Origin of the sequence: Pseudomonas sp. NY15374, assembly GCF_048068255.1 — a bacterium.
Classification (GTDB): domain Bacteria; phylum Pseudomonadota; class Gammaproteobacteria; order Pseudomonadales; family Pseudomonadaceae; genus Aquipseudomonas; species Aquipseudomonas machongensis.
Map to the genome: position 1 here is coordinate 1 of NZ_JBLUPZ010000003.1, position 22,813 is coordinate 22,813.

The window sequence follows — 22,813 nt, forward strand, 5'->3', positions numbered from 1 at the left end:
CTCGTTTAGCTTCAAACACTTGACTCGCTGCGATCTCTCGTAGCGGGAGGCGAATCATACAGCACTCGAAGATGCTGTCAACTGCCTTTTTCACCGCTGCCGATCAGGTGACCGAAGCCTTTCACGCCTCACCGAACTCGCTTAACTCGTTGATTAACAAGAAGTTTTGCGTTCCATTTGCTGCGGAAGTGGGGCGCATTATAAGGGGATCTGAGAGGGCGTCAACCTTTTATTTCAAGAATCTTCCGGATCGCTGAAAACACAGCGGGGAGGCCTGTCGGCCTCCCCGCTTATATATAGCTACACCATCAGGCGATCACTCAGCCTTCAGCGTAACCCGTCCAAACGACTTCTTGCCCGCCTGGCACACATGGGTAGCACCCAGCGCAAACATGAAGTCCTTGTCGATGACTGCACCATCAACCTTGACCGCACCACTGCCTAGCAGATCACGTGCCTGTGCCGAGTTCTTCACCAGGCCCGCACGATTGAGCACCGCCGCGATAGGCAGGGCCTCAGCCGCAACCACTTCGATCTCCGGAAGATCTTCCGGCAGCTCGCCATCCTTCATGCGATTGCCCGCAGCACGGTGAGCGTTCGCCGCAGCCTCTTCACCATGGAAACGCGCCACGATCTCTTCGGCCAGCTTGATCTTGATGTCACGAGGGTTCGCGCCCTTCTCGACATCGGCACGAAACTGATCGATTTCCTCCATCGAGCGGAAGCTCAGCAGCTCGAAGTAACGCCACATCAGCGTATCCGGAATCGACACCAACTTGCTGTACATCACCCCAGGCGCTTCCTGGATACCCACATAATTGCCCAGCGACTTGGACATCTTCTTCACGCCATCGAGCCCTTCCAGCAACGGCATGGTCACGATGTTCTGAGCTTCCTGACCATAGGCGCGCTGCAGCTCACGCCCCATCAGCAGGTTGAACTTCTGGTCGGTACCACCCAGTTCGACATCAGCCTTGAGCGCAACCGAGTCGTAACCCTGCACCAGCGGATAGAGGAACTCATGGATGGCGATCGGCTGCTGGCTGGTGTAGCGCTTGTCGAAGTCGTCACGTTCGAGCATGCGCGCGACGGTGTACTGGGACGCCAGGCGAATGAAGTCGGCCGGGGTCAGCGTATCCATCCAGGTGGAGTTGAACGCCACCTCGGTCTTGGCCGGGTCGAGAATCTTGAACACTTGCTGTTTATAGGTTTCGGCGTTGTCCAGAACCTGCTCACGGGTCAGCGGCGGGCGCGTGGCACTTTTGCCGCTCGGGTCACCGATCATGCCGGTGAAGTCACCGATCAGGAAGATCACCTGGTGCCCCAGCTCCTGGAACTGCCGCAGCTTGTTGATCAGTACGGTATGGCCCAGATGCAGATCAGGAGCCGTTGGGTCGAAGCCAGCCTTGATACGCAGCGGCTGGCCGCGCTTGAGCTTCTCCACCAGTTCCGACTCGACCAACACCTCTTCCGCACCGCGCTTGATAAGCGCCAGCTGCTCTTCAACCGACTTCATAGACAGACCCGCAAGGCTCAGATTCAAAGGGGACCAACCATACAAGATCGGCCGTCAAATACAAGTTTCGCAAAGGAATGTGACCCGAGAGGCGCCTTGCGGCGTCTACGCGCCCTTGCGCGAAAATGGATTTGGTTATATTTTATACAGTTATTTCATCTTCATCATGTCATTCATCTTTTTCAGCGTATTCAGTCACCTTTTTCATTCACTTTTTCAAAGTCACCTTATCTATGACCAACGACACGCCTAAAGCGCCCCCGCTTTATCCGAAAAGCCATCTGTTGGCCGCCAGCGGCATCGCCGCCCTGCTCAGCCTGGCCTTGCTGGTATTTCCCTCCAGCGACGTAGAAGCGAAGAAGACCACCCTCAGCCTCGAGCTCGAAACCCCGGCCGAGCAACTCAAGGACGAATCCAAGGCCGCACCGCTGGTGCAGTCCACCGAATCCACCGGCTCGCCCTTCGCCCAGATCGAAGGGGATGAACCCGCTACAGAACAGGCCGCCGAGCAACCGCAACCCGTCGCACAGGAAAAGGCGCAAGACAAGGCTCCCGGCCATCGCGAAGTCGTGGTCGCCCGTGGCGACACCCTCTCCACGCTGTTCGCCAAAGTGGGCCTGCCTGCCAACGTCGTGCATGACGTGCTGGCCAGCGACAAGCAAGCCAAGCAGTTCAGCCAGCTTAAACACGGCCAGGTGCTGCAGTTCGAGCTGGACAAGGACGGCCAACTGGCCAGCTTGCACAGCCAGGTCAGCAACCTCGAAAGCATCCGCCTGAACAAGACCGACAAGGGTTACGCGTTCGAGCGCGAAATCACCAAGCCCCTGGTGCGAACCGCCTACGCCCATGGCGTCATCAAGAGCTCGCTCTCGGCCTCGGCCCAACGTGCCGGCCTTTCCCACAGCCTGACCATGGATATGGCCCGCGTGCTGGGCTACGACATCGACTTCGCCCAGGACATCCGCCCTGGCGACGAATTCGACGTGGTCTACGAACAGAAGGTCATGGATGGCAAGGTGATCGGCACCGGCAACATCCTCTCGGCGCGTTTCACCAATCGCGGCAAGACCTACACCGCCGTGCGCTACACCAACAAACAGGGCAATACCAGCTACTACACCGCTGACGGCAACAGCCTGCGCAAGGCGTTCATCCGCACACCGGTAGACTTCGCCCGCATCAGCTCGCGCTTCTCCGCCGGACGCAAGCACCCGATCCTGAACAAGATTCGCGCCCACAAGGGTGTCGACTATGCAGCGCCTCGCGGCACGCCAATCAAGGCAGCCGGTGATGGCCGCATCGAGCTGGCCGGCCGCCGGGGCGGCTACGGCAACACCGTCATCATCGCCCACGGCAACACCTACAAGACCCTGTATGGCCACATGCAGGGCTTCGCCAAAGGCATCAAGACCGGCAGCAACGTCAAGCAGGGCCAGATCATCGGCTATATCGGCACCACCGGTCTCTCCACTGGCCCACACCTGCACTACGAGTTCCAGGTCAACGGCGTCCATGTCGACCCGCTGAGCCAGAAGGTGCCGATGGCCGATCCGATCGCCAAGGCCGAGCGCCAGCGCTTCATGCAGCAAAGCCAACCCCTGATCGCTCGCATGGATCAGGAAAAGGCCACGCTGCTCGCCGCCAACAAGCGCTGATTCATGGCGTTCTACCTGGGGGTGATGTCCGGCACCAGCCTTGACGGCCTGGACATTGCCCTGATCGAACAAGGCGAGCAGCCCCGGTTGCTCGCCACCCGCTACCTGCCCATGCCCTCCGACCTTCGCCAGGACCTGCTGAGCCTCTGCGCCAGCGGCCCTGACGAGATCGCACGGGCAGCGCTGGCCGAGAACCGCTGGGCTGGCCTTGCTGCAGAAGGCATACAGCAATTGCTGACCGAGCAGAAACTCGAGCCCAGCGCCATCCGCGCCATCGGCAGCCACGGCCAGACCATCCGCCACGAACCGGCCCGAGGCTTCACCGTGCAGATCGGTAATCCGGCCTTGCTCGCCGAGTTGACCGGCATCTGCGTGGTGGGTGATTTCCGTCGCCGCGATGTGGCCGCAGGTGGCCAGGGCGCACCGCTGGTCCCGGCCTTCCACGAAGCCTTGTTCGGCCATCTGGGACAGCGCCTGGCCGTACTCAACGTCGGCGGCTTCAGCAACCTGAGCCTAATTGCCCAGGACACTCCGGTACATGGCTTCGACTGCGGCCCGGGCAATGTGCTGCTGGATGCATGGATCGAGCGCAAGCGCGGCCAGACCTTCGACGCCGATGGCGCATGGGCGGCGAGTGGCAAGGTGCAGGACCAATTGCTGGCGGCACTGCTGAGCGACCCGTTCTTTGCCGGCAACGGCCCCAAGAGCACCGGGCGCGAGGTATTCAACCTGCCCTGGCTCGATGCCCACCTGGCAACGTTGCCGCACTACCGCGACGAAGACGTTCAGGCCACGCTGCTGGAGCTGACTGCACGCAGCATCACCGATGCCTTGCGCAATGCCCAGCAGGATACCGAGGCCCTGATGGTCTGCGGCGGTGGCGCGCGCAATGGCACCCTGATGAATCGGCTGGCCGCCTTGCTGCCTGCCGCGAAAGTGACCAGCACCAGCGCCAAAGGTATCGATCCGGACTGGGTCGAGGCAATGGCATTCGCATGGCTGGCTCATTGCTGCCTCGAAGGCATCCCGGCTAACCGCCCAAGTGTCACGGCTGCCAGAGGGCTACGAGTACTGGGCGCGATCTACCCAGCCTGAAAGACAGAAACGAAAACGCCGCGCAATTGCGCAGCGTTTTCGTTCAAGCGCGACTCAGATCGAAAACGACGAACCGCACCCGCAGGTGGTAGCGGCGTTCGGGTTCTTGATCACGAAGCGCGAGCCTTCCAGGCCTTCCTGGTAGTCCACTTCGGCGCCCGCCAGATACTGGAAGCTCATTGGGTCAACGACCAGCGAAACGCCTTCGCGCTCGACAATGGTGTCGTCCTCGGCCACGTCTTCATCGAAGGTGAAGCCGTACTGGAAACCCGAGCAGCCGCCGCCTGTGACGAACACACGCAGCTTGAGGCGATCATTGCCTTCTTCGGATACCAGGGTCTTCACCTTGTGCGCAGCCCCTTGGGTAAACTCCAAAGCGGTGGGGGTGAAGGTTTCAACGCTCATGTTGGTTCTCCCGGCGTAAGCCGCCATAAAACTCGATGACGCGCATTATCCGCTTCTCCGAGAAAATTGGTCAAGAATTGTGCGGCTTTGGTCGACACAAACGAAAAGGCCCGCACGAGGCGGGCCTATTCACCTGCTTGACGATTAAGGCAGCAGGCCAGCGTGGGACAGGCCCATGCGCTCATCCAGCCCGAACAGGATGTTCAGGTTCTGCACCGCCTGGCCGGACGCGCCCTTGACCAAGTTGTCGATCACCGACAGCACCACCACCAGATCACCACCCTGCGGGCGATGGACGGCGATACGGCAGACGTTGGCGCCACGCACGCTGCGGGTCTCAGGGTGACTACCGGCCGGCATCACGTCGACGAACGGCTCGTTCGCATAGCGCTTCTCGAACAGCGCCTGCAGGTCGACCGAGGTGTCGACAACATTTGCGTAGAGGGTGGCATGAATACCGCGAATCATCGGAGTCAGGTGAGGCACGAAGGTCAGACCGATATCCTTGCCCGCTGCCAGGCGCAGGCCCTGGCTGATTTCCGGCAGGTGGCGGTGCCCTTTGACTGCATAGGCCTTCATGCTTTCGCCGGCCTCGCAGAACAGCGAGCCCACTGCAGCACCGCGGCCGGCGCCACTGACACCCGACTTGCAGTCGGCAATCAGGCGCGACGGATCGGCCAGACCCGCTTCGAGCAGTGGCAGGAAACCAAGCTGGGTCGCGGTCGGGTAGCAACCCGGCACGGCGATCAGGCGCGCCTGGCGGATCTTCTCGCGGTTCACTTCAGGCAGGCCGTAGACGGCATCCTTGAGCAGTTCCGGCGCGCCATGCGGCTGGCCGTACCACTTGCCCCACTCGACAGCGTCCTGCAGACGGAAGTCGGCAGACAGGTCGATGACTTTGGTCCCGGCAGCCAGCAACTCGCCGGCCAGGGCATGGGCAACGCCATGCGGTGTGGCGAAGAACACCACGTCACAGGCGCCGAGCGTCTTGCTGTCCGGTACGCTGAACTGCAAACCGTCATAGTGGCCGCGCAGGTTCGGGTACATGTCGGCCACCGCGACACCCGCCTCGGAGCGCGATGTGATGACCGCTACCTCGGCCTGTGGGTGCTGTGCCAGCAGGCGCAACAGTTCGACACCGGTGTAACCCGTGCCGCCGACGATACCGACCTTGATCATAACGCTTGCCCCTCATCAACGAGACCACTGGAAAGCGCACGATAATAGGGTTACGTGACGCCTGTAACAACTCTTGGGTACCCCTTCGCAGCGCCGGACCACTACTATCTGACCACCGTGAAAACCTGAAGGAACTCCCCCATGCTCTATCTCTGGATCAAGGCGCTGCATATCGTCAGCGTGGTCTGCTGGTTCGCAGGTCTGTTCTACCTGCCGCGCCTGTTCGTCTATCACGCCCAGAGCCAGGACAGCATCAGCCAGGAACGCTTCGTCACCATGGAGCGCAAGCTGTACCGCGGCATCATGAACCCGGCGATGATCGCCACCTACGTGTTCGGTATCTGGATGCTCTACCTCACGCCCGGCTGGCTGAGCCAAGGCTGGCTGCATGCCAAGCTGACCCTGGTGATCCTGCTGACCGGCTACCATCACGTATGCGGCGCACAGCGCAAACGCTTCGCCGCCGGGCAGAACACCCGCAGCCATGTGTACTACCGCTGGTTCAACGAAGTACCGGTATTGATCCTGCTGGCTGTCGTAATTCTGGTGGTGGTCAAACCGTTCTGAGCATACCCCCTGAGCAAAGGAGCCTTGCCATGTCCCTGCCCGCAACACTTGAACACCGTCTGCGACTGCCTGTGGTTGCCGCGCCGATGTTCCTGATTTCCAACCCGCAGCTGGTCCTGGCTTGCTGCGCCAACGGTGTGGTGGGCAGTTTTCCGGCGTTGAACCAGCGCGACAGTGCCGGCTTCAAGGCCTGGCTGGAGGAGATCGAGGCAGGGCTCGCGCAGTTGCATGCGCCCGCGCCTTATGCCGTCAACCTCATCGTGCACCCGAGCAACCCGCGCCTGCAGGCCGATCTCGCCCTGTGCGTGGAGCACCAGGTTCCCATCGTGATCACCAGCCTGGGCGCGGTGAAGGAGGTAGTGGACGCAGTGCACGGTTATGGCGGCCTGGTGTTCCACGATGTCACCACCCGTCGTCACGCCGAGAAAGCCGCCGAAGCCGGCGTCGATGGCCTGATCGCCGTGGCTGCGGGCGCCGGCGGTCATGCCGGGACCTGGAGCCCGTTCGCCCTGGTCGCGGAGATCCGCCAATTCTTCGACAAGACCCTGCTGTTGGCCGGTTGCATCAACCACGGTCACGAAATTCTCGCGGCACGTCTGCTGGGCGCCGATCTCGCATACATGGGCACACGCTTCATCGCCACCCGCGAGAGCCAAGCCCAGGACGCCTACAAAAAAATGCTCCTCGATGCCCATGCTGCCGACATCGTCCACACCCCAGCGGTGTCGGGTGTGCCGGCCAGCTTTCTGCGCCAGAGCCTGGAGCAGGCCGGCTACGACATGGCCGCGCTCAAGCACAATCCGGGCGAGGTCAAGCTCAAACCGCTGGATGAAGAAGCCAAGGCCTGGAAAACCGTGTGGTCGGCTGGCCAGGGCGCGGGCGGTATCCATGACCTGCCCGATACGGCAGCGCTGATCGAGCGCCTGCGTGACGAATACCAGGCAGCCCAGCTTCGCAGCGCTGAACTGGCGCGCTGAAGCCCCTGCAAAAGACCACAACCGCCCCGGCCAAGCTGTACACTAGGCGCCCTCTTCCGCCCCCAGGAGCCTTGCATGACCCGTTACGCCATGATCACCGGAGCTTCCAGCGGCCTGGGCCTGGCCCTGGCGGAGGCCCTGGCGCGGCGCGGGCGCAACCTGATCCTGGTGGCACGCCATCGTGAAACCCTCGAACCGATCGCGATCGAGCTGACCCAGCGCTTCGGTGTCGAGGTTCTGCTGCGCGCCTGCGACCTCAGCCAGCCTTTGCGCCTGTCGGGATTCGTACTTGAGCTGGAAGAGGGCGAGCGGCGCATCGACCTGCTGGTCAACTGTGCCGGCCAGCGCACCTACGGGCCCTTCCTGGCCCATGAGTGGGCCGACGAACAAGACCTGCTGGAGGTCAATATCCTCGCCCTGACCCGCCTGTGCCACGCGATCGGCAACCTGATGGCGGTGCATGGTGGCGGCCAGATCCTCAACGTAGCCTCACTGGCCAGCGCCGCGCCAGGTCCGTGGATGGCCTGCTACAGCGCCAGCAAGGCCTATGTACTGAGTTTCTCGGAAGCCCTGCGCGAAGAACTGCGTCGTACCGGGATCAAGGTGTCGGTGTTGTGCCCGGGCCCGATCCGCTCGGCAAAACGACACATCCCGCGACTGGAGGGCAGTTCGCGCTGCCTGAGTGCCGAAGAAGTGGCGCTCTACACAGTGCGCGCGCTGGACAAGAACCACGCCCTGATCATGCCAGGCCGACGCAATCGCTGGCTGGCCTTCGCCCCACGCCTTCTGCCGCGCTGGTTGAGCCGCAAGCTGGCGGGCGTGATCCATCGTCGCTACTGCCCGATCGGCGCCGAATGACCTCTGTCCGAGCAGCGCTTCGCTGAGTACACTGCGCTTCGACCCTCACCAAGGAGCAAATGACGTGGACGATCTATTCCTCAAGATCATCAACCGGGAAATCCCGGCGGATATCATCTACGAAGACGACCAGATCCTGGCCTTCAAGGATATCGCCCCTGCGGCGCCGGTACATTTTCTGGTCATCCCGAAAAAGCACATCCCGACCCTCAACGACCTGACCGAAGAGGACAAGGCACTGGCTGGCCACATCCTGTTCACCGCCCAGCGCCTGGCCGTCGAGCAGGGCTGCGAGGAAGGTTTCCGCGTGGTCATGAATTGCAACCCCAAGGGTGGGCAGACGGTCTATCACATCCACATGCACGTGCTCGGCCAGCGTCAGATGAACTGGCCACCGGGCTGACCCAAGGCAAGCCCATCCGGCATGATTGAGTTAAACTGTCGGGCATCACTTTAGTGGAGGTGCCCGATGGCTACCGAACGTCACTATTCACCGCTCGACCGCTTGTTGCTGCAGGCTGACACCGCCATGCGCACCTTGCTGCCCTTCAGCGGCCAACCTTCCCGTCCCTCGCCCGCGATCATCCAGCCTGACGCCGAGCTGGACGAGTCCCAGACCCGCCATATCGCCGGCCTGATGCGCATCAACCATACCGGTGAAGTCTGCGCCCAGGCGCTCTACCAAGGCCAGGCACTGACCGCCAAGCTGCCGCAGGTACGCAAGGCCATGGAACATGCCGCCGAGGAAGAGATCGACCACCTGGCCTGGTGCGAACAGCGCATCCGCCAACTGGGCAGTCATCCCAGTGTGCTCAACCCGTTGTTCTATGGCATGTCGTTCGGCATCGGTGCCCTCGCCGGCCTGGTCAGCGACAAGGTCAGCCTGGGCTTCGTCGCCGCCACAGAACATCAGGTCTGCAAGCACCTGGACGAGCACCTCGAACAGATCCCCGAGGAAGACGAAAAATCCCGCGCCATTCTCGAGCAGATGCGCGTCGATGAAGAGCAACACGCCGAATCCGCACTGGAAGCAGGCGGCTACCGCTTCCCTGCCCCGGTGCGTTTCGGCATGAGCCTGCTGGCCAAGGTGATGACCAAGAGCACCTACCGAATCTAGGACGAGCCGATGACCGAGCGCTTCGATGCCAAGGACCTGGCCAGCGCCGTAAGCGCCGGCATTCTCCAGCCAGGACAGGATCGGGCGCTGCTCGAGTTCCTGCGTCAGCAACCGCAACAACAGGGCCGGTTCCAGCTGGCCCATGTCGCTTTCTACTTCGGCGCGCTGCTGATCATGGCAGCCATGGGCTGGTTGCTCACCGAAGCCTGGATGCGCATTGGTGATACAGCACTGCTGACCGCCGCCCTCCTCTATATCGCCGCGCTTACCCTGTTCGCCCTGTCACTCCAGCGCCGTGGACAGGTCATTGCTGCTGGCGTTCTCGCTGCGGTGGCCGTAAGCATCGTGCCATTGGCAGTCTTCGCCATCGAGCGCCTGCTCGGCTGGTGGCCGCTGGATGACCTGCAGTTCGACTACCACCAGTACTACACCTACGTGCAGGGCGGTTGGCTGCTGATGGAAGCGGCGACCGTCGTCGCCGGGGTGGCGATGCTGCGCCTGGTGCCTTTCCCCTTCATCGTGATGCCAATTGCCGTGGCCTTGTGGTTCATGTCCATGGACCTCAGCGAATGGTTCTACGGCGAAGTGTTCAGTTGGGAGCAGCGCCAGAAGGTCTCGGTGTGGTTCGGCCTGCTGTTGCTGGCCGTGTTCCTGGCTGCCGATGGTCGCACGCGCCGCGATTACGCCTACTGGGGCTATCTGGCAGGGCTTCTGGCATTCTGGGGCGGGTTGACTTCGATGAACAGCGACAGTGAGCTGGGCAAGGCGCTCTATTGTCTGATCAACCTTGGCCTGATGGGATGTGCAGTGCTGCTGCGCCGACCGATGTTCATGGTATTCGGCGCCATGGGCGTGGCGGCGTACCTGGGCTACCTGTCGTATGACGTGTTCGCCGAGTCGTTGCTGTTCCCGGTAGTAATCACCCTGATCGGGCTTGGCGTTATCGGCCTTGGGTTGGCTTACCAGAAACGCCGCGAGCACCTGAGCCAGTCGTTGCGGGCAAAGCTGCCGCAATGGTTGCTCGACGCGTTACCGGCCCTGCGCGACTGAAAAGGGGCCGCCAGGCGGCCCCACCACTTCAACCCAGCTCTACGATCTCGTAGCCATGGGTGATCTCCACACCCGCACGATCGAGCATGATCGATGCCGAGCAATACTTCTCGGCCGACAGCTCGACCGCTCGCTTGACCTGCGCCTCTTTGAGGCCACGGCCCTTGACCACGAAGTTCAGGTGGATCTTGGTGAATACCTTGGGATCTTCGCTGGCGCGCTCAGCCTCGAGAAAAGCTTCGCAGCTTTCCACCGCCTGTCGGGATTTCTTCAGGATGCTGACCACATCGAAACTGCTGCAGCCACCCAGGCCGAGCAGCAGCATCTCCATCGGGCGTACGCCCAGGTTACGACCGCCAGCCTCGGGAGGACCGTCCATGACCACGACATGCCCACTCCCCGACTCACCGAGGAACATGGCCTCACCGGCCCACTGGATGCGTGCCTTCATCTATCCGGACTCCTGATTTCGTAAAAGGTCGTCAGCTTAGACCTTGTAGCGCTGTCGGAAAAGCTCAAGACGTTGGGGTTTCATGCCGATAAAGCCGAAGTGTCTGATAAGCTGACGCCAAATCACTGGCGCCCGCCGTCAGTAACCTCCTACAAAAATGCCTCTGCGTCGCTCGAACAGGATTTTCGTGATGGTAGCCTCAGCACTCCCTGCCAAGATCAAGAATATCGACAAGCTGCTGGTGCACTGCCAACGCCGCCGCTATGCCGCCAAGAGCAACATCATCTGCGCCGGCGACCGGGCCGAGACGCTGTCGTTCATCGTCAAGGGATCGGTGACCATCCTGATCGAGGACGACGAAGGTCATGAGATGATCATCGCCTACCTCAACAATGGTGACTTCTTCGGTGAACTGGGGTTGTTCGAACCAGCGGGCCCCGAACAGCAGCGCAGCGCCTGGGTACGGGCCAAGACCGAGTGCGAAGTGGCCGAGATCAGCTACGACAAGTTCCGCGAGCTGGCCCGTCACGATCCGGACATTCTCTACGCCCTTGGCAGCCAGATGGCCCAGCGCCTGCGCAACACAACGCGCAAGGTCGGCGACCTGGCCTTCTTCGACGTCACCGGCCGCGTCGCCCGTTGCCTGCTCGACCTGTGCAAGCAGCCGGATGCCATGACCCACCCCGACGGCATGCAGATCAAGATCACCCGTCAGGAGATCGGGCGGATCGTCGGCTGTTCGCGCGAGATGGTCGGCCGGGTGCTCAAGGATCTTGAAGAACGTAGTCTGGTGCAGGTCAAGGGCAAGACCATGGTGGTCTACGGCACCCGTTAATCCTTGGGCAGCGCCGCGATCACCTCGGCGTAGGCCTGGGACAGCCGTTCGAACCAAGGGGCTGCGGGCACCACTTCATGCAAGGCAATATGGCTGTCGGCGCGGCAACGTTGCTCCAGCCCACAGCAGTCGTTGAAGCGGTTGACCGCCGCCACCATCGACTCGCGCTCGTTGTCCAGCAGCAGCGCCCCATGCACCAGCACCACCGGGCGCTTGCCGCCCAGCCCCTGGCGCCAGCGCTGGGCAGTGCCGACCAGCTTGCGGCCGTTGAGATTGACGTTGTAGCGCCCATCGCAGAACGCACCGTCGATCTCCCCGACCGACGCCACACCACCCCATTCGCGCAAGACATCGCACAGCGGCAGGCACAGGCGCTCGTAAGCGTTCTCGATGCGTCCGTGGTCACCTTCGCTGCGCGGTGCGACGTAGACCAGCGCCACGTTCACGGTCGAATGGGACTGCGGCACCGGCTCTCCACCGGTTTCACGCAGCAACACCGGCCAGCCAGCGATCGCCAGCTCGGCACAGGCGGCTTCGAAGTTGTCGAGACGACTCATTCGTCGCGGCATGACCAGAGCATGATCGGTGGGGCGCCAGAACAGCACGCCGGACTCACGCTCGCCACGGCAGACGGCGGCGAGCAGCTCCTGTTCGGCATGCAGGCCCTGCTCGACGGTGAGGGCCAGGGGTTGATCGGTCATTGATCCACCTTGGAAATCCGGTTCACTGGCCCGCGAAAGGGCCAGAACAGTCATACAAAAAAGCCGGCATCAAGCCGGCTTCGTTTTTTGATCAGTCCAGAGGCTGAACAGTCTTCTTCACCTGATCCGGGAAGAACAGCCTCTGCAGCTCCAACCCCGGCTGCTCGGCGCGCATGAAGGCTTCGCCCACCAGGAACGAATACACCTCGTTGATTTCCATCAGCTCCACGTCGGCGCGGTTGAGGACACCGCTCTCGGTGACCGCCAGGCGGTCACGCGGAATGCGCGGCAGCAAGTCGAGGGTGGTGTCCAGGCTGACCTCGAAGGTGTGCAGATTGCGGTTGTTGACCCCCACCAGCGGCGTGTCGAGGGTTTTCAGCGCACGCTCGAGTTCATCGCCATCGTGTACCTCCACCAGCACGTCGAGACCGACATCCTTGGCGGTGGCGGCCAGCTCGGCCATCTTCACATCGTCCAGTGCCGAGACGATCAGCAGCACGCAGTCGGCGCCCAGGGCGCGGGCTTCGACGATCTGGTAGGGATCGACCATGAAGTCCTTGCGGATCACCGGCAACGACACGGCAGCGCGGGCCTGTTGCAGGTACTCGTCTGCGCCCTGGAAGTAATCCACGTCGGTGAGTACCGACAGGCAGGTGGCGCCGCCCTTCTCGTAGCTCACCGCGATTTCCGCAGGCACGAAGTGCTCGCGGATCACGCCCTTGCTCGGCGAGGCCTTCTTGATCTCAGCGATGACGGCAGGCTGCTTGCGCTTGGCCTGTTCGATCAAGGCGTTGGCGAAGCCGCGGGGAGCATCGGCGCCCTTGGCCAGACGCTCCAGTTCGGCGAGGCTCACGCGCGCGCTGCGCTCGGCCACTTCCTGAAACTTGCGGGCGATGATCCTTTCCAGCACCGTCGGTACGCTCATGCTCCGTTCTCCTGCTTGAATACCGCGGTAAAGGCGCCCAGCTCCTGGAGTTTTTCCCAGGCAAGGCCGGTGTGCAGCACATCGTGGGCGAGTTCGACGCCCGACTTCAGGCTCATCGCATGGTCGGCGGCATACAGCGCGGCGCCAGCGTTGAGCACGATCATTTCGGCAGCTTTCTGGCCGTTTTCGGTCTTGCGTCGGCCCAGGGCGTCACGGATCAGCGCCAGCGAAGCCTGTGGGTCCTCGACCGCCAGGCCATGCAGGCTCTGGCTCTTCATGCCAAGGTCTTCCGGTTCGACCCAGTATTCGGTGATCTCACCGTTCTTCAATTCCGCGACGAAAGTCGGCGCGGCCAGGCTGAATTCGTCCAGGCCATCCTTGGAGTGCACCACCAGCACATGCTTGCTGCCCAGGCGCTGCAACACTTCGGCGAGCGGGCGGCACAGGGCCTGGGTGAATACACCAACCACCTGGTGCTTCACACCGGCCGGATTCGTAAGCGGGCCGAGCATGTTGAAGAGCGTGCGCAAGCCCAGGTCGCGGCGCGGGCCAGCAGCATGCTTCATCGCACTGTGGTGAGTCTGGGCGAACATGAAACCGATCCCCAGGCTATCGATGCAGCGGGCCACCTGCACTGGCGTAAGGTTCAGGTAGATACCGGCCGCCTCCAGCAGGTCGGCGCTGCCGCTCTTGCCGGACACCGCGCGGTTGCCGTGCTTGGCCACCGGGCAACCGGCCGCGGCGAGCACGAAGGCCGAAGCCGTGGAAACGTTGAAGATGTTGGCCCCGTCGCCGCCAGTGCCGACGATGTCGACCACGCCGTCGAGGCTCTTGAGCTCGACCTTGTCGGCCAGCTCACGCATGACCGAAACGGCGCCGACGATCTCGTCGATGCTCTCGCTCTTCATGCGCATGCCCATCAGAAAGGCGCCGATCTGCGCCTCGGTGCATTGTCCGGTCATGATCTGACGCATGACATCGCGCATTTCGTCTGTGGACAGGTCCAGGTGGCCGACGATGCGGCTCAGCGCGCTCTTGATATCCATGATCGATCCTTAGCGGCGGCCGCCGGTCTGCTTGAGGAAGTTGGCGAACAGCTCGTGGCCCTGCTCGGTGAGGATGGACTCGGGGTGGAACTGCACCCCTTCGATGTTCAAGGTCTTGTGGCGCAGGCCCATGATCTCGTCGACCGAACCGTCTGCATGGGCAGTCCAGGCGGTGACTTCGAGGCAGTCCGGCAGGGTTTCGCGCTTGACCACCAGCGAATGGTAGCGGGTCACGGTCAACGGGTTGTTCAGGCCGGCGAACACACCCAGGTCGCGGTGGAACACCGGGCTGGTCTTGCCATGCATGACCTGGCGGGCCCGCACCACGTCACCGCCATACGCCTGGCCGATGGACTGGTGGCCCAGGCACACACCGAGGATCGGCAGCTTGCCGGCAAAGTGCAGGATGGCCTCGATGGAAACGCCTGCCTCGCTGGGCGTGCAAGGGCCGGGCGAGACGACGATGCGCTCCGGGTTGAGGGCTTCGATCTGGGCGATGGTCAGTTCGTCGTTGCGAATGACCTTGACCTCGGCACCCAACTCGCCGAGGTACTGGACGACGTTGTAGGTGAAGGAGTCGTAATTGTCGATCATCAGTAACATCTGGGGTCAACCTCTTGAATCTACTGACTGTGCTTTCGAACCTTCCTGCCTCGACATGGGCGCGGCTCTACCGCGACAGCGAAGATGGAACGACAGGAGGGCAAACGGGGGCGGGCCGGACAGGACCGGCAGGAGAAAGAGTCAGGCGCGCCAACGCCAACGGGCGTGAGCCTTGATAACGCGCATCAGGAGTTTGCTGACGATCAACACGGGGTAGTTCTCGCTCATACGTCCCGGCACAGTAGCCTACCGCGACGGCAGGCGCAATACGCCGCAAATACTGGGGAACGAACGGACTGCGTGCTTTTTTGCTAAGGTCTTCGGGCTTGTCTCCATAAAAACAATGAAAAGGAACTTCCACATGCGACAGCCACCTTTCCTGCGCACGGCCCTGTGCCTGCTCACCCTCGCCTGCAGCCAGGCCATGGCGGCGCCCTCGCCGTACTCTTCGCTGATCGTATTCGGCGACAGCCTGAGCGATGCGGGGCAGTTCCCTGACCTCACCGGTGGCACACCGGGCATGCGTTTCACCAATCGCGATGCGAACGGCAACTATGCCCCGGTGTCACCCATGATCCTTGGCGGGAAGCTGGGCTTTTCCGACACGGAACTGGGCCCATCCACCTCGCGGGTCAATCTTGTGCAAGGTCGCCCCGACGGCAACAACTGGGCCGTCGGCGGCTACACGACACAGCAGATCCTCGACTCGATCACCGACACCTCCGAGGCGGTGATTCCACCCGGGCGCCCTGGCGCAGGTCTCGTCCTGCGTGAGCGCCCCGGCTACCTGGCCAACGGGCTGCGAGCCGACCCGAATGCCCTCTACTACATCACCGGTGGCGGTAATGACTTCCTGCAGGGGCAGGTCAACAGCGCCGCCGATGCAGCCGCCGCTGGCGCGCGGCTGGCCGCCAGTGCCCAGGCCCTGCAGCAGGACGGAGCGCGCTACATCATGGTGTGGCTGCTGCCCGACCTGGGGCAGACCCCGAATTTCAGCGGTACGCCGCAACAGGGCCCGCTGTCGCAGCTTTCGGGCGTGTTCAACCAGTCGCTGCTCAACCAGTTGCGCCAGATCGACGCTGAAATCATCCCGCTGAACATCCCCACCCTGCTCGGCGAGGCCCTGCGCAGCCCGGCGGAGTTCGGCCTGGCCGCCGACCAGAACCTGGTCGGTACCTGCTACAGCGGCGACAGCTGCGTGCAAAACCCGGTCTATGGCGCCAACGGCACCAACCCCGACCCAACCCGGCTGCTGTTCAACGACTCGGTACACCCGACCATTGCTGGCCAGCAACTGATCGCCGACTACGCCTATTCCATCCTAGCCGCCCCTTGGGAACTGACGCTGCTTCCGGAAATGGCCCACGCCAGCCTGCGCGCCCATCAGGATGAGCTGCGCAACCAGTGGCAGACGCCCTGGCAGGCAGTTGGTCAGTGGCAAGCCTTCGTCGCCACCGGCGCCCAGGATCTGGACTTCGGCAGCCAGCGCAGTTCGGCAAGTGGCGATGGTCGCGGTTACAACCTGACCCTCGGCGGTAGCTACCGACTCGATGATGCCTGGCGCGTCGGCCTGGCAGCAGGCGTCTACAGACAGAAACTGGAGGCAGGCCAACAGGATTCGGACTACAAGCTCGACAGCTACCTGGCCAGTGCCTTCGCCCAGTTCCGCCAGAACCGCTGGTGGGCCGATGCGACGCTGACTGCCGGGCACCTGGACTACAGCGATCTCAAACGCAGCTTCGCCCTGGGCGCCAGCGAGCGTACCGAAAAAGGCGATACCGATGGCGAGGCCTGGGGCATCAGCGGGCGACTGGGCTACAACCTGGCCGCCGACGCGAGCAGCTGGCAATTGGCGCCGTTCATCAGCGCCGACTATGCGCGAGTCAAGGTCGATGGCTACGACGAGAAGAGCGGACGCTCCACGGCCCTGGCTTTCGACGACCAGGACCGCAAATCCCGCCGCCTGGGTGCAGGACTGCTGGGCAGTGTGCAAGTGCTGCCGAGCACGCGGTTGTTCGCCGAGGTCGCGCGCGAGCACGAGTTCGAGGATGACCGCCAGGACCTGACCATGCACCTGACCACCCTGCCGGGCAACGACTTCACCCTCGCCGGCTACACGCCGCACAGCAACCTGACCCGCGCGAGCCTGGGCCTCAGCCATGAACTGGTGCCGGGGGTGAACCTGCGGGGCAATTACAACTGGCGCAAGAGTGATGAGCTGCGCCAACAGGGGGTAAGCCTGGCGGTGAGCCTGGACTTTTGAGGGTTAACCCGTCGCGGTGCCAGCCCGCTCCTACAGAAATTGCAGTGAACCTGTAGAAGCGGGCTGGCCCCGCGATGGGCTGCGCAGCAGCCCACTCACACCACCAAAAAAAACGGCGCTCATCAGAGCGCCGTTTTTTCATCCATCAGCCGCGCGGCGTCTGCTCGGCCAGCGCCACGGCACGGAACATCGCCCGACGCTTGTTGATGGTCTCTTCCCACTCCAGTGCCGGTACCGAGTCGGCCACGATGCCGCCACCAGCCTGCACGTGCAGTTCGCCGTCCTTGATCACCGCAGTACGGATGGCAATGGCGGTGTCCATGTTGCCGTTCCAGGCAAAGTAACCCACTGCACCACCATAGACACCCCGCTTGACCGGCTCCAGCTCGTCGATGATCTCCATCGCCCGGATCTTCGGCGCGCCCGACAAGGTGCCGGCTGGCAAGATCGCACGCAGTGCGTCCATCGCCGTCAGCCCCTCGGCCAACTCGCCGGTGACGTTCGAGACGATATGCATGACGTTCGAATAACGCTCGATCACCATTTTCTCGGTCAGACGCACGCTGCCCGTGGACGACACACGCCCCACATCGTTGCGCCCCAGGTCGATCAGCATCAGGTGCTCGGCGATTTCCTTGTCGTCCGACAGCAGGTCGTCTTCCAGCGCGCGGTCGGCCTCTTCGTTGGCGCCGCGCGGGCGGGTGCCGGCGATCGGACGTACGGTGACCAGATTATCCTCGACCCGCACCAGCACTTCCGGCGAGCTGCCGACCACATGGAAGTCGCCGAAGTTGAAGAAGTACATGTAGGGGGTCGGGTTGAAGCAGCGCAGCGCCCGGTACAGGTCGATGGGCGCAGCCTTGAAGTCGATGGACATGCGCTGCGACGGCACGACCTGCATGCAGTCGCCAGCGAGGATGTATTCCTTGATCCGCCCGACCGCATTCTCGTAGTCGTCCCGGGTGTAGCTGGAGCGGAATTCAGGCTCGGCGGCCATCGGCCCGCTGAGGTCCAGCCCCCGACGCGGGGTGATTGGCTGGCGCAGCTTGTCGAGCAAGCCATCCAGACGCGCCTTGCCTTGCTCGAACGCCTGCTCCTCAGACGGGTCGACCAGCACGATCGCGTGCATCTTGCCGGCGAGGTTGTCGAACACCACCACGGCGTCGGAGACCATCAGCAGGATGTCCGGCACCCCCAGCGGATCCGGGTTCGGGCAGGCGCCCAGGCGCTTCTCGACATAGCGCACGCAGTCATAGCCGAAATAGCCGACCAGGCCACCATTGAAGCGCGGCAGTCCAGGAATGTCGGCGACCTTGTAGCGGTCCTTGAACGACTCGACGAATGCCAGCGGATCCTCGACCTCGTGGCTCTCTATCTCAACGCCATCGTGCAGGATGCTCACCCGGTAGCCGTGCACGCGCATCACCGTGCGCGAAGGCAAACCGATCATCGAGTAGCGCCCCCACTTCTCCCCGCCCTGCACGGACTCGAGCAGATAAGAGTTGGCCTGGTCGGCAAGCTTCAGGTAGATCGACAGCGGCGTATCGAAGTCGGCCAGGGTTTCACAGGCCAGGGGAATGCGGTTGTAGCCGGCAGCGGCCAGGCGCAGGAATTCTTCGCGGGTCATGGGTAGCCTCGTGGCAAGCAGCAATGGGTTCGGGCAAGCGGACGGGCCGGCAGGCGCCGGCGAGGGGGAGTCAGGCGCGCCAGCGCCAACGGGCCAGGGCCTTGATGACTTTCATCCAGAATTTGCCGGTAGCACCCACAGTGGAGTCTCTGTCTTGGGAGGCTTGAAGGTCCGCCCACGTTATCCCAGTGTCGGTGACTAAGCAACCGGGCAGCAGCAGGCGCAGATCGTCGAGTACCAGGCTCGGTGACTCCTCGTCGATCGGCCGTCCGTGGTTGTAGCCGTAGGTCAGGCCGACGCTCTTGACCCCCGCCGCCCTGGCCGCCTGCACGTCACTGCGCGAATCGCCAACGAACAGCGACTGCTCGGGCGCAATGCCGGCCATCTTCATGACGAACAGCAACGCCGCCGGGTCGGGTTTCTTCTGTGGCAGGGTGTCGCCACCGATGATCCAGCGGAAATAGCGACCGATCTTCATCTGGTCCAGCAACGGCCCGACAAAGCGTTCGGGCTTGTTGGTGATCAGCGCCATCTCCACGCCCTGCTTGCGCAACCAGCGCAAGGTGTCGCGCACGCCTGGGTAGACCACGGTCAGCTCATGGCTTTCGCCATAAGCTTCCATGAACAGTGCCAGCGCACGCTCGGCCAGTTGCGCATCGACGGCATCGTGTTCGATGGCGCCGGCCAGGGCGCGGCGCACCAGCACCTCGGCACCGTTGCCCACCCACTGGCGCACGGCATCCAGCCCTGCGGCCGGGCGCCCCAGTTCGAGCAGCATGCGGTCCACGGCGGCGGCCAGGTCCGGTACCGAATCGATCAACGTACCGTCCAGATCGAACATCACCAGCCTGGGCAGCGTCCCGGGGAACAGCTGCTCGAAGCCACTCATGGGCGGGCCTGGGCCAGTTCGGCGCGCATCTTGGCGATCACTTCCTGGTAGTCCGGGGCGTTGAAGATCGCCGAGCCAGCAACGAAGGTGTCAGCGCCAGCAGCGGCGATTTCACGGATGTTGCCGACGTTGACGCCGCCATCGATCTCCAGGCGGATATCACGCCCGCTGGCATCGATCAGCGCGCGGGCCTCGCGCAGCTTGTCGAGGGTGCCAGGGATGAACTTCTGCCCGCCGAAGCCAGGGTTGACGCTCATCAGCAGGACCATGTCGACCTTGTCCATCACGTATTTCAGTGCGTCCAGGCTGGTGGCCGGGTTGAATACCAGGCCGGCCTTGCAGCCGCCGTCCTTGATCAGTTGCAGCGAACGGTCGATGTGTTGCGACGCTTCCGGGTGGAAGGTGATGTAGGTAGCGCCGGCCTCGATGAAGTCGCCGATGATGCGGTCGACTGGGCTGACCATCAGGTGCACATCGATCGGCGCGGTCACGCCGTACTTGCGCAGTGCCGTGCAGACCATCGGACCGATGGTCAGATTGGGCACGTAGTGGTTGTCCATGACATCGAAGTGGACGATGTCGGCCCCGGCGGCCAGAACCTTGTCGACGTCCTCGCCCAGGCGGGCGAAATCGGCGGAAAGAATGGAGGGGGCAATAGCGTAGGGCTGCATGGCGCACCTATGTGGTGGAAATCACGGTGGCGCGCATTGTAACTCAGGGAAGTGGACGGGGGCTGATTGGTATCAATTGGTGTCGAACGGTGCACGGAACCGGGGTTATCTGTACCGGCCTCATCGCGGGGCAAGCCCGCTCCTACCAGTACAACGCTGCCCTCATGAGCGGCGGGGCAACTGTGGGAGCGGGCTTGCCCCGCGATGAGGCCGGTGCAGCCGCCGCAGGATCAGGCCGGCTGCTGGGTCCGCAACTTCTCGCTGCGCCCGCGCAACCACTCCAGGGTCAGCAGCAGGATCACCGAAAACGCAATCAGCAACGTGGCCGCCGCCGCAATGGTCGGGCTCAGGTTCTCGCGAATGCCACTGAACATCTGCCGCGGCAAGGTGGCCTGCTCTGGGCCAGCGAGGAACAGCGTCACCACCACCTCATCGAAGGACGTGGCAAAGGCGAACAGCGCTCCGGAAATCACGCCCGGCGCAATCAGCGGCAAGGTCACCCGACGGAAGGTCAGCAAGGGCGAGGCGCCGAGGCTGGCCGCGGCGCGCACCAGGTTGTAGTTGAACCCCTGAAGGGTCGCCGACACGGTGATGATCACGAACGGCACGCCCAGCACCGCGTGCACCAGGATCAACGAAATGAAGCTGTTACCCATCCCCAGCGGCGCGAAGAACAAGTAGCTGGCCACACCGATGATCACCACCGGTACCACCATTGGCGAAATCACCAGCGCCATCACCAGCGACTTGCCGGGGAAGTCGCCGCGGGTCAGGCCGATCGCGGCCAGGGTGCCGAACACCATGGCCAGTACCGTGGCCGCCGGAGCGACGATGATGCTGTTCTTCAGCGCGCGCATCCACTCGGCAGAGGCGAAGAAGTCCTGGTACCACTGCAGCGAAAAGCCTTGCAGCGGATACACCAGGAAGCTGCCGCTGTTGAACGACAGCGGAATGATCACCAGCACCGGCAAGACCAGGAACAACAGGATCAGGCCGCAGAGAATGCGCAGGCTGTAGAACCAGACCCGCTCCACGGGCGACATGTAAGGGCTCAGCATGACAAGGCTCCTCAGCTCAGGCGCAGGCGGCTGGCGCCGACCAGCCAGCTATAGATCAGGTACAGCAGCACGGTTGCCAGCAACAGCAACCCGCCCAGGGCCGTGGCCATGCCCCAGTTGATGCTGGTGTTGGTATAGAAGGCGACGAAGTAACTGACCATCTGGTCGTTCGGGCTGCCCAGCAGGGCCGGGGTGATGTAGTAGCCGATGGCAAGGATGAACACCAATAGGCAGCCGGCGCCGACACCGGCGTAAGTCTGCGGGAAGTACACCCGCCAGAAGCTGGCGAACGGATGACAGCCCAGCGAGATCGCCGCACGCATGTAGCTGGGCGAAATACCTTTCATCACGCTGTACAACGGCAGGATCATGAATGGCAGCAGGATGTGCACCATGGAGATGTAGACCCCGGTGCGGTTGAACACCAGCTCCAACGGCTGATCGATGATGCCAATGGCCATCAGCGCGCTGTTGATCAGGCCGCCAGACTGCAACAGCACGATCCACGCCGCCACCCGCACCAGGATCGAAGTCCAGAACGGCAGCAGCACCAGGATCATCAACAGGTTGCTCTGCCGGGTCGGCAGGTTGGCCAGCAGGTAGGCGAGCGGATAGGCCAGCACCAGGCAGATCACGGTGATCACCACCCCCATCCACAGGGTGCGGGCAAAAATGTCCAGATAAATGGCCTGGTCCGGGGTGGTCTTGGCCAGTTCGCCCAGATCATCGATGCGGTGATCCAGCGAGGCCAGCAGGTAGAAAGGTGTCACCTCGCTGGTGTTACGGCGAATTGCCTGCCAGTAGGCCGGGTCGCCCCAGCGCTCATCAAGGGTCTGCAGGGCGTCTTTATAGGAAGCCGGTTCGGTCTTGAACGGCAGTGCACGTGCTGTCTTGGACAGCAGGCTGCGGTAGCCGGCCAGCTCCATGTTCAGGCGCTTGGAAAGCTCGCCCAGGGTCTGGTTCTTGCGCGATTCGGCCAGGTCCTCGCTGAGAGCCTTGTACACCGCCTCGTCGGGCAGGCTCTTGCCGTCCCACTGCAACACGGCTTCGACGGTGCGCGGCAGGCCCGCGACCACCTCGGGGTTTTCGACGCTCTTGTACAACAGTGCGGCGATCGGCACGAGGAACACCAGCAGCAGGAACAGCGCCAGCGGCGCGATCAACGCCTGGGCCTTCCAGCGGTTGACCCGTTCGGCGCGCTTGAGGCGCTGTTTGAGACTTGGACCTGCGCCTTCATTCAGGGGCACTGCAATGGCCATGGCGAACTCCGAAAAACACAGAAAACGAGGGAGCGCCGGTCAAACCCCGGCGCTCCTTTGAGGCGC

The 22,813-nt window shown here is 62.8% G+C and carries 23 protein-coding genes; 10 read left to right on the forward strand and 13 right to left on the reverse strand.

What is annotated here, in order from left to right; all coding sequences use genetic code 11:
- Nucleotides 1-316: 316 nt before the first annotated feature.
- Nucleotides 317-1,516: a tyrosine--tRNA ligase gene (gene tyrS / locus ACNFHO_RS07945; protein WP_063542468.1), complete on the reverse strand. Its 1,200-nt coding sequence runs from the start codon at nucleotides 1,514-1,516 to the stop codon at nucleotides 317-319.
- A gap of 233 nt (nucleotides 1,517-1,749) precedes the next feature.
- On the opposite strand from tyrS, the gene ACNFHO_RS07950 reads away from it, so the two are divergent.
- Together ACNFHO_RS07950 and ACNFHO_RS07955 are read left to right on the forward strand one after the other, a co-directional pair.
- The gene (locus ACNFHO_RS07950; protein ID WP_063542466.1) at nucleotides 1,750-3,171 is read left to right on the forward strand and encodes a peptidoglycan DD-metalloendopeptidase family protein; all 1,422 of its coding nucleotides are present in this window, start codon (nucleotides 1,750-1,752) and stop codon (nucleotides 3,169-3,171) included.
- A 3-nt stretch (nucleotides 3,172-3,174) separates the two neighbouring features.
- A complete protein-coding gene (locus ACNFHO_RS07955) occupies nucleotides 3,175-4,266 on the forward strand; it encodes an anhydro-N-acetylmuramic acid kinase (protein ID WP_416765899.1) in 1,092 nt (363 codons plus the stop codon).
- A 54-nt stretch (nucleotides 4,267-4,320) separates the two neighbouring features.
- Here the strand turns inward: ACNFHO_RS07955 and erpA are convergent, their stop codons facing one another.
- Nucleotides 4,321-4,671, reverse strand: a complete 351-nt coding sequence (gene erpA, locus ACNFHO_RS07960) for an iron-sulfur cluster insertion protein ErpA (RefSeq protein ID WP_029615063.1) — start codon at nucleotides 4,669-4,671, stop codon at nucleotides 4,321-4,323.
- 144 nt (nucleotides 4,672-4,815) lie between these two features.
- Nucleotides 4,816-5,850, reverse strand: coding sequence for an N-acetyl-gamma-glutamyl-phosphate reductase (gene argC, locus ACNFHO_RS07965; protein ID WP_063542462.1), 1,035 nt, complete (start codon nucleotides 5,848-5,850; stop codon nucleotides 4,816-4,818).
- A gap of 141 nt (nucleotides 5,851-5,991) precedes the next feature.
- On the opposite strand from argC, the gene hemJ reads away from it, so the two are divergent.
- From hemJ to ACNFHO_RS07995, 6 genes are all read left to right on the forward strand, one after another.
- Nucleotides 5,992-6,417, forward strand: coding sequence for a protoporphyrinogen oxidase HemJ (gene hemJ, locus ACNFHO_RS07970; RefSeq protein ID WP_054892249.1), 426 nt, complete (start codon nucleotides 5,992-5,994; stop codon nucleotides 6,415-6,417).
- 29 nt (nucleotides 6,418-6,446) lie between these two features.
- Entirely contained in the window at nucleotides 6,447-7,394 is a 948-nt protein-coding gene (locus ACNFHO_RS07975) for an NAD(P)H-dependent flavin oxidoreductase (protein ID WP_054892248.1), read from the forward strand.
- Between the two features lie 75 nt (nucleotides 7,395-7,469).
- Nucleotides 7,470-8,252, forward strand: a complete 783-nt coding sequence (locus ACNFHO_RS07980; RefSeq protein ID WP_063542458.1) for an SDR family NAD(P)-dependent oxidoreductase — start codon at nucleotides 7,470-7,472, stop codon at nucleotides 8,250-8,252.
- A 64-nt stretch (nucleotides 8,253-8,316) separates the two neighbouring features.
- Nucleotides 8,317-8,655, forward strand: a complete 339-nt coding sequence (locus ACNFHO_RS07985; RefSeq protein ID WP_063542456.1) for a histidine triad nucleotide-binding protein — start codon at nucleotides 8,317-8,319, stop codon at nucleotides 8,653-8,655.
- A gap of 66 nt (nucleotides 8,656-8,721) precedes the next feature.
- Entirely contained in the window at nucleotides 8,722-9,369 is a 648-nt protein-coding gene (gene coq7 / locus ACNFHO_RS07990) for a 2-polyprenyl-3-methyl-6-methoxy-1,4-benzoquinone monooxygenase (RefSeq protein ID WP_112897195.1), read from the forward strand.
- A 9-nt stretch (nucleotides 9,370-9,378) separates the two neighbouring features.
- Nucleotides 9,379-10,419 carry a hypothetical protein gene (locus ACNFHO_RS07995; protein ID WP_063542452.1) on the forward strand — a complete coding sequence of 347 codons (1,041 nt, stop codon included), beginning with the start codon at nucleotides 9,379-9,381 and terminating at the stop codon, nucleotides 10,417-10,419.
- A 28-nt stretch (nucleotides 10,420-10,447) separates the two neighbouring features.
- Here ACNFHO_RS07995 and ACNFHO_RS08000 read toward each other — a convergent pair whose 3' ends face one another.
- The gene (locus ACNFHO_RS08000; RefSeq protein WP_028689009.1) at nucleotides 10,448-10,870 is read right to left on the reverse strand and encodes an OsmC family protein; all 423 of its coding nucleotides are present in this window, start codon (nucleotides 10,868-10,870) and stop codon (nucleotides 10,448-10,450) included.
- 190 nt (nucleotides 10,871-11,060) lie between these two features.
- Here ACNFHO_RS08000 and crp point away from each other — a divergent pair, with 190 nt between their 5' ends.
- Nucleotides 11,061-11,705, forward strand: a complete 645-nt coding sequence (crp, locus tag ACNFHO_RS08005; protein ID WP_054925379.1) for a cAMP-activated global transcriptional regulator CRP — start codon at nucleotides 11,061-11,063, stop codon at nucleotides 11,703-11,705.
- Here the strand turns inward: crp and ACNFHO_RS08010 are convergent.
- The 4 genes from ACNFHO_RS08010 to ACNFHO_RS08025 all read right to left on the reverse strand — a co-directional run bounded on the left by ACNFHO_RS08010 (nucleotide 11,702) and on the right by ACNFHO_RS08025 (nucleotide 14,980).
- Complete coding sequence (locus ACNFHO_RS08010; RefSeq protein WP_063542450.1) at nucleotides 11,702-12,406, reverse strand: lipoate--protein ligase family protein; 705 nt, start codon at nucleotides 12,404-12,406, stop codon at nucleotides 11,702-11,704. The two genes, crp and ACNFHO_RS08010, sit on opposite strands and share 4 nt — an antisense overlap.
- A gap of 91 nt (nucleotides 12,407-12,497) precedes the next feature.
- Nucleotides 12,498-13,331, reverse strand: coding sequence for an indole-3-glycerol phosphate synthase TrpC (gene trpC / locus ACNFHO_RS08015; RefSeq protein ID WP_112897193.1), 834 nt, complete (start codon nucleotides 13,329-13,331; stop codon nucleotides 12,498-12,500).
- Nucleotides 13,328-14,377 carry an anthranilate phosphoribosyltransferase gene (gene trpD / locus ACNFHO_RS08020; protein WP_054892239.1) on the reverse strand — a complete coding sequence of 350 codons (1,050 nt, stop codon included), beginning with the start codon at nucleotides 14,375-14,377 and terminating at the stop codon, nucleotides 13,328-13,330. Before trpD ends, trpC begins: the two co-directional genes overlap by 4 nt.
- 9 nt (nucleotides 14,378-14,386) lie before the next feature.
- Entirely contained in the window at nucleotides 14,387-14,980 is a 594-nt protein-coding gene (locus tag ACNFHO_RS08025) for an aminodeoxychorismate/anthranilate synthase component II (RefSeq protein ID WP_054892238.1), read from the reverse strand.
- A 361-nt stretch (nucleotides 14,981-15,341) separates the two neighbouring features.
- Between ACNFHO_RS08025 and estP the strand changes: the two genes are divergently transcribed.
- Complete coding sequence (gene estP / locus ACNFHO_RS08030; protein WP_416765903.1) at nucleotides 15,342-17,243, forward strand: esterase EstP; 1,902 nt, start codon at nucleotides 15,342-15,344, stop codon at nucleotides 17,241-17,243.
- Nucleotides 17,244-17,388: 145 nt separating this feature from the next.
- On the opposite strand, the gene trpE is transcribed toward estP, so the two are convergent.
- From trpE to ACNFHO_RS08055, 5 genes are all read right to left on the reverse strand, one after another.
- Nucleotides 17,389-18,870 carry an anthranilate synthase component I gene (gene trpE / locus ACNFHO_RS08035; protein ID WP_416765905.1) on the reverse strand — a complete coding sequence of 494 codons (1,482 nt, stop codon included), beginning with the start codon at nucleotides 18,868-18,870 and terminating at the stop codon, nucleotides 17,389-17,391.
- Between the two features lie 70 nt (nucleotides 18,871-18,940).
- Nucleotides 18,941-19,759 carry a phosphoglycolate phosphatase gene (locus ACNFHO_RS08040; RefSeq protein ID WP_416765907.1) on the reverse strand — a complete coding sequence of 273 codons (819 nt, stop codon included), beginning with the start codon at nucleotides 19,757-19,759 and terminating at the stop codon, nucleotides 18,941-18,943.
- Nucleotides 19,756-20,430, reverse strand: coding sequence for a ribulose-phosphate 3-epimerase (gene rpe / locus ACNFHO_RS08045; protein ID WP_054892234.1), 675 nt, complete (start codon nucleotides 20,428-20,430; stop codon nucleotides 19,756-19,758). Before rpe ends, ACNFHO_RS08040 begins: the two co-directional genes overlap by 4 nt.
- Nucleotides 20,431-20,660: 230 nt before the next feature.
- Entirely contained in the window at nucleotides 20,661-21,488 is an 828-nt protein-coding gene (locus ACNFHO_RS08050; protein WP_054892233.1) for an ABC transporter permease, read from the reverse strand.
- Between the two features lie 11 nt (nucleotides 21,489-21,499).
- Nucleotides 21,500-22,747: an ABC transporter permease gene (locus tag ACNFHO_RS08055; protein WP_112897189.1), complete on the reverse strand. Its 1,248-nt coding sequence runs from the start codon at nucleotides 22,745-22,747 to the stop codon at nucleotides 21,500-21,502.
- Nucleotides 22,748-22,813: the final 66 nt, after the last annotated feature.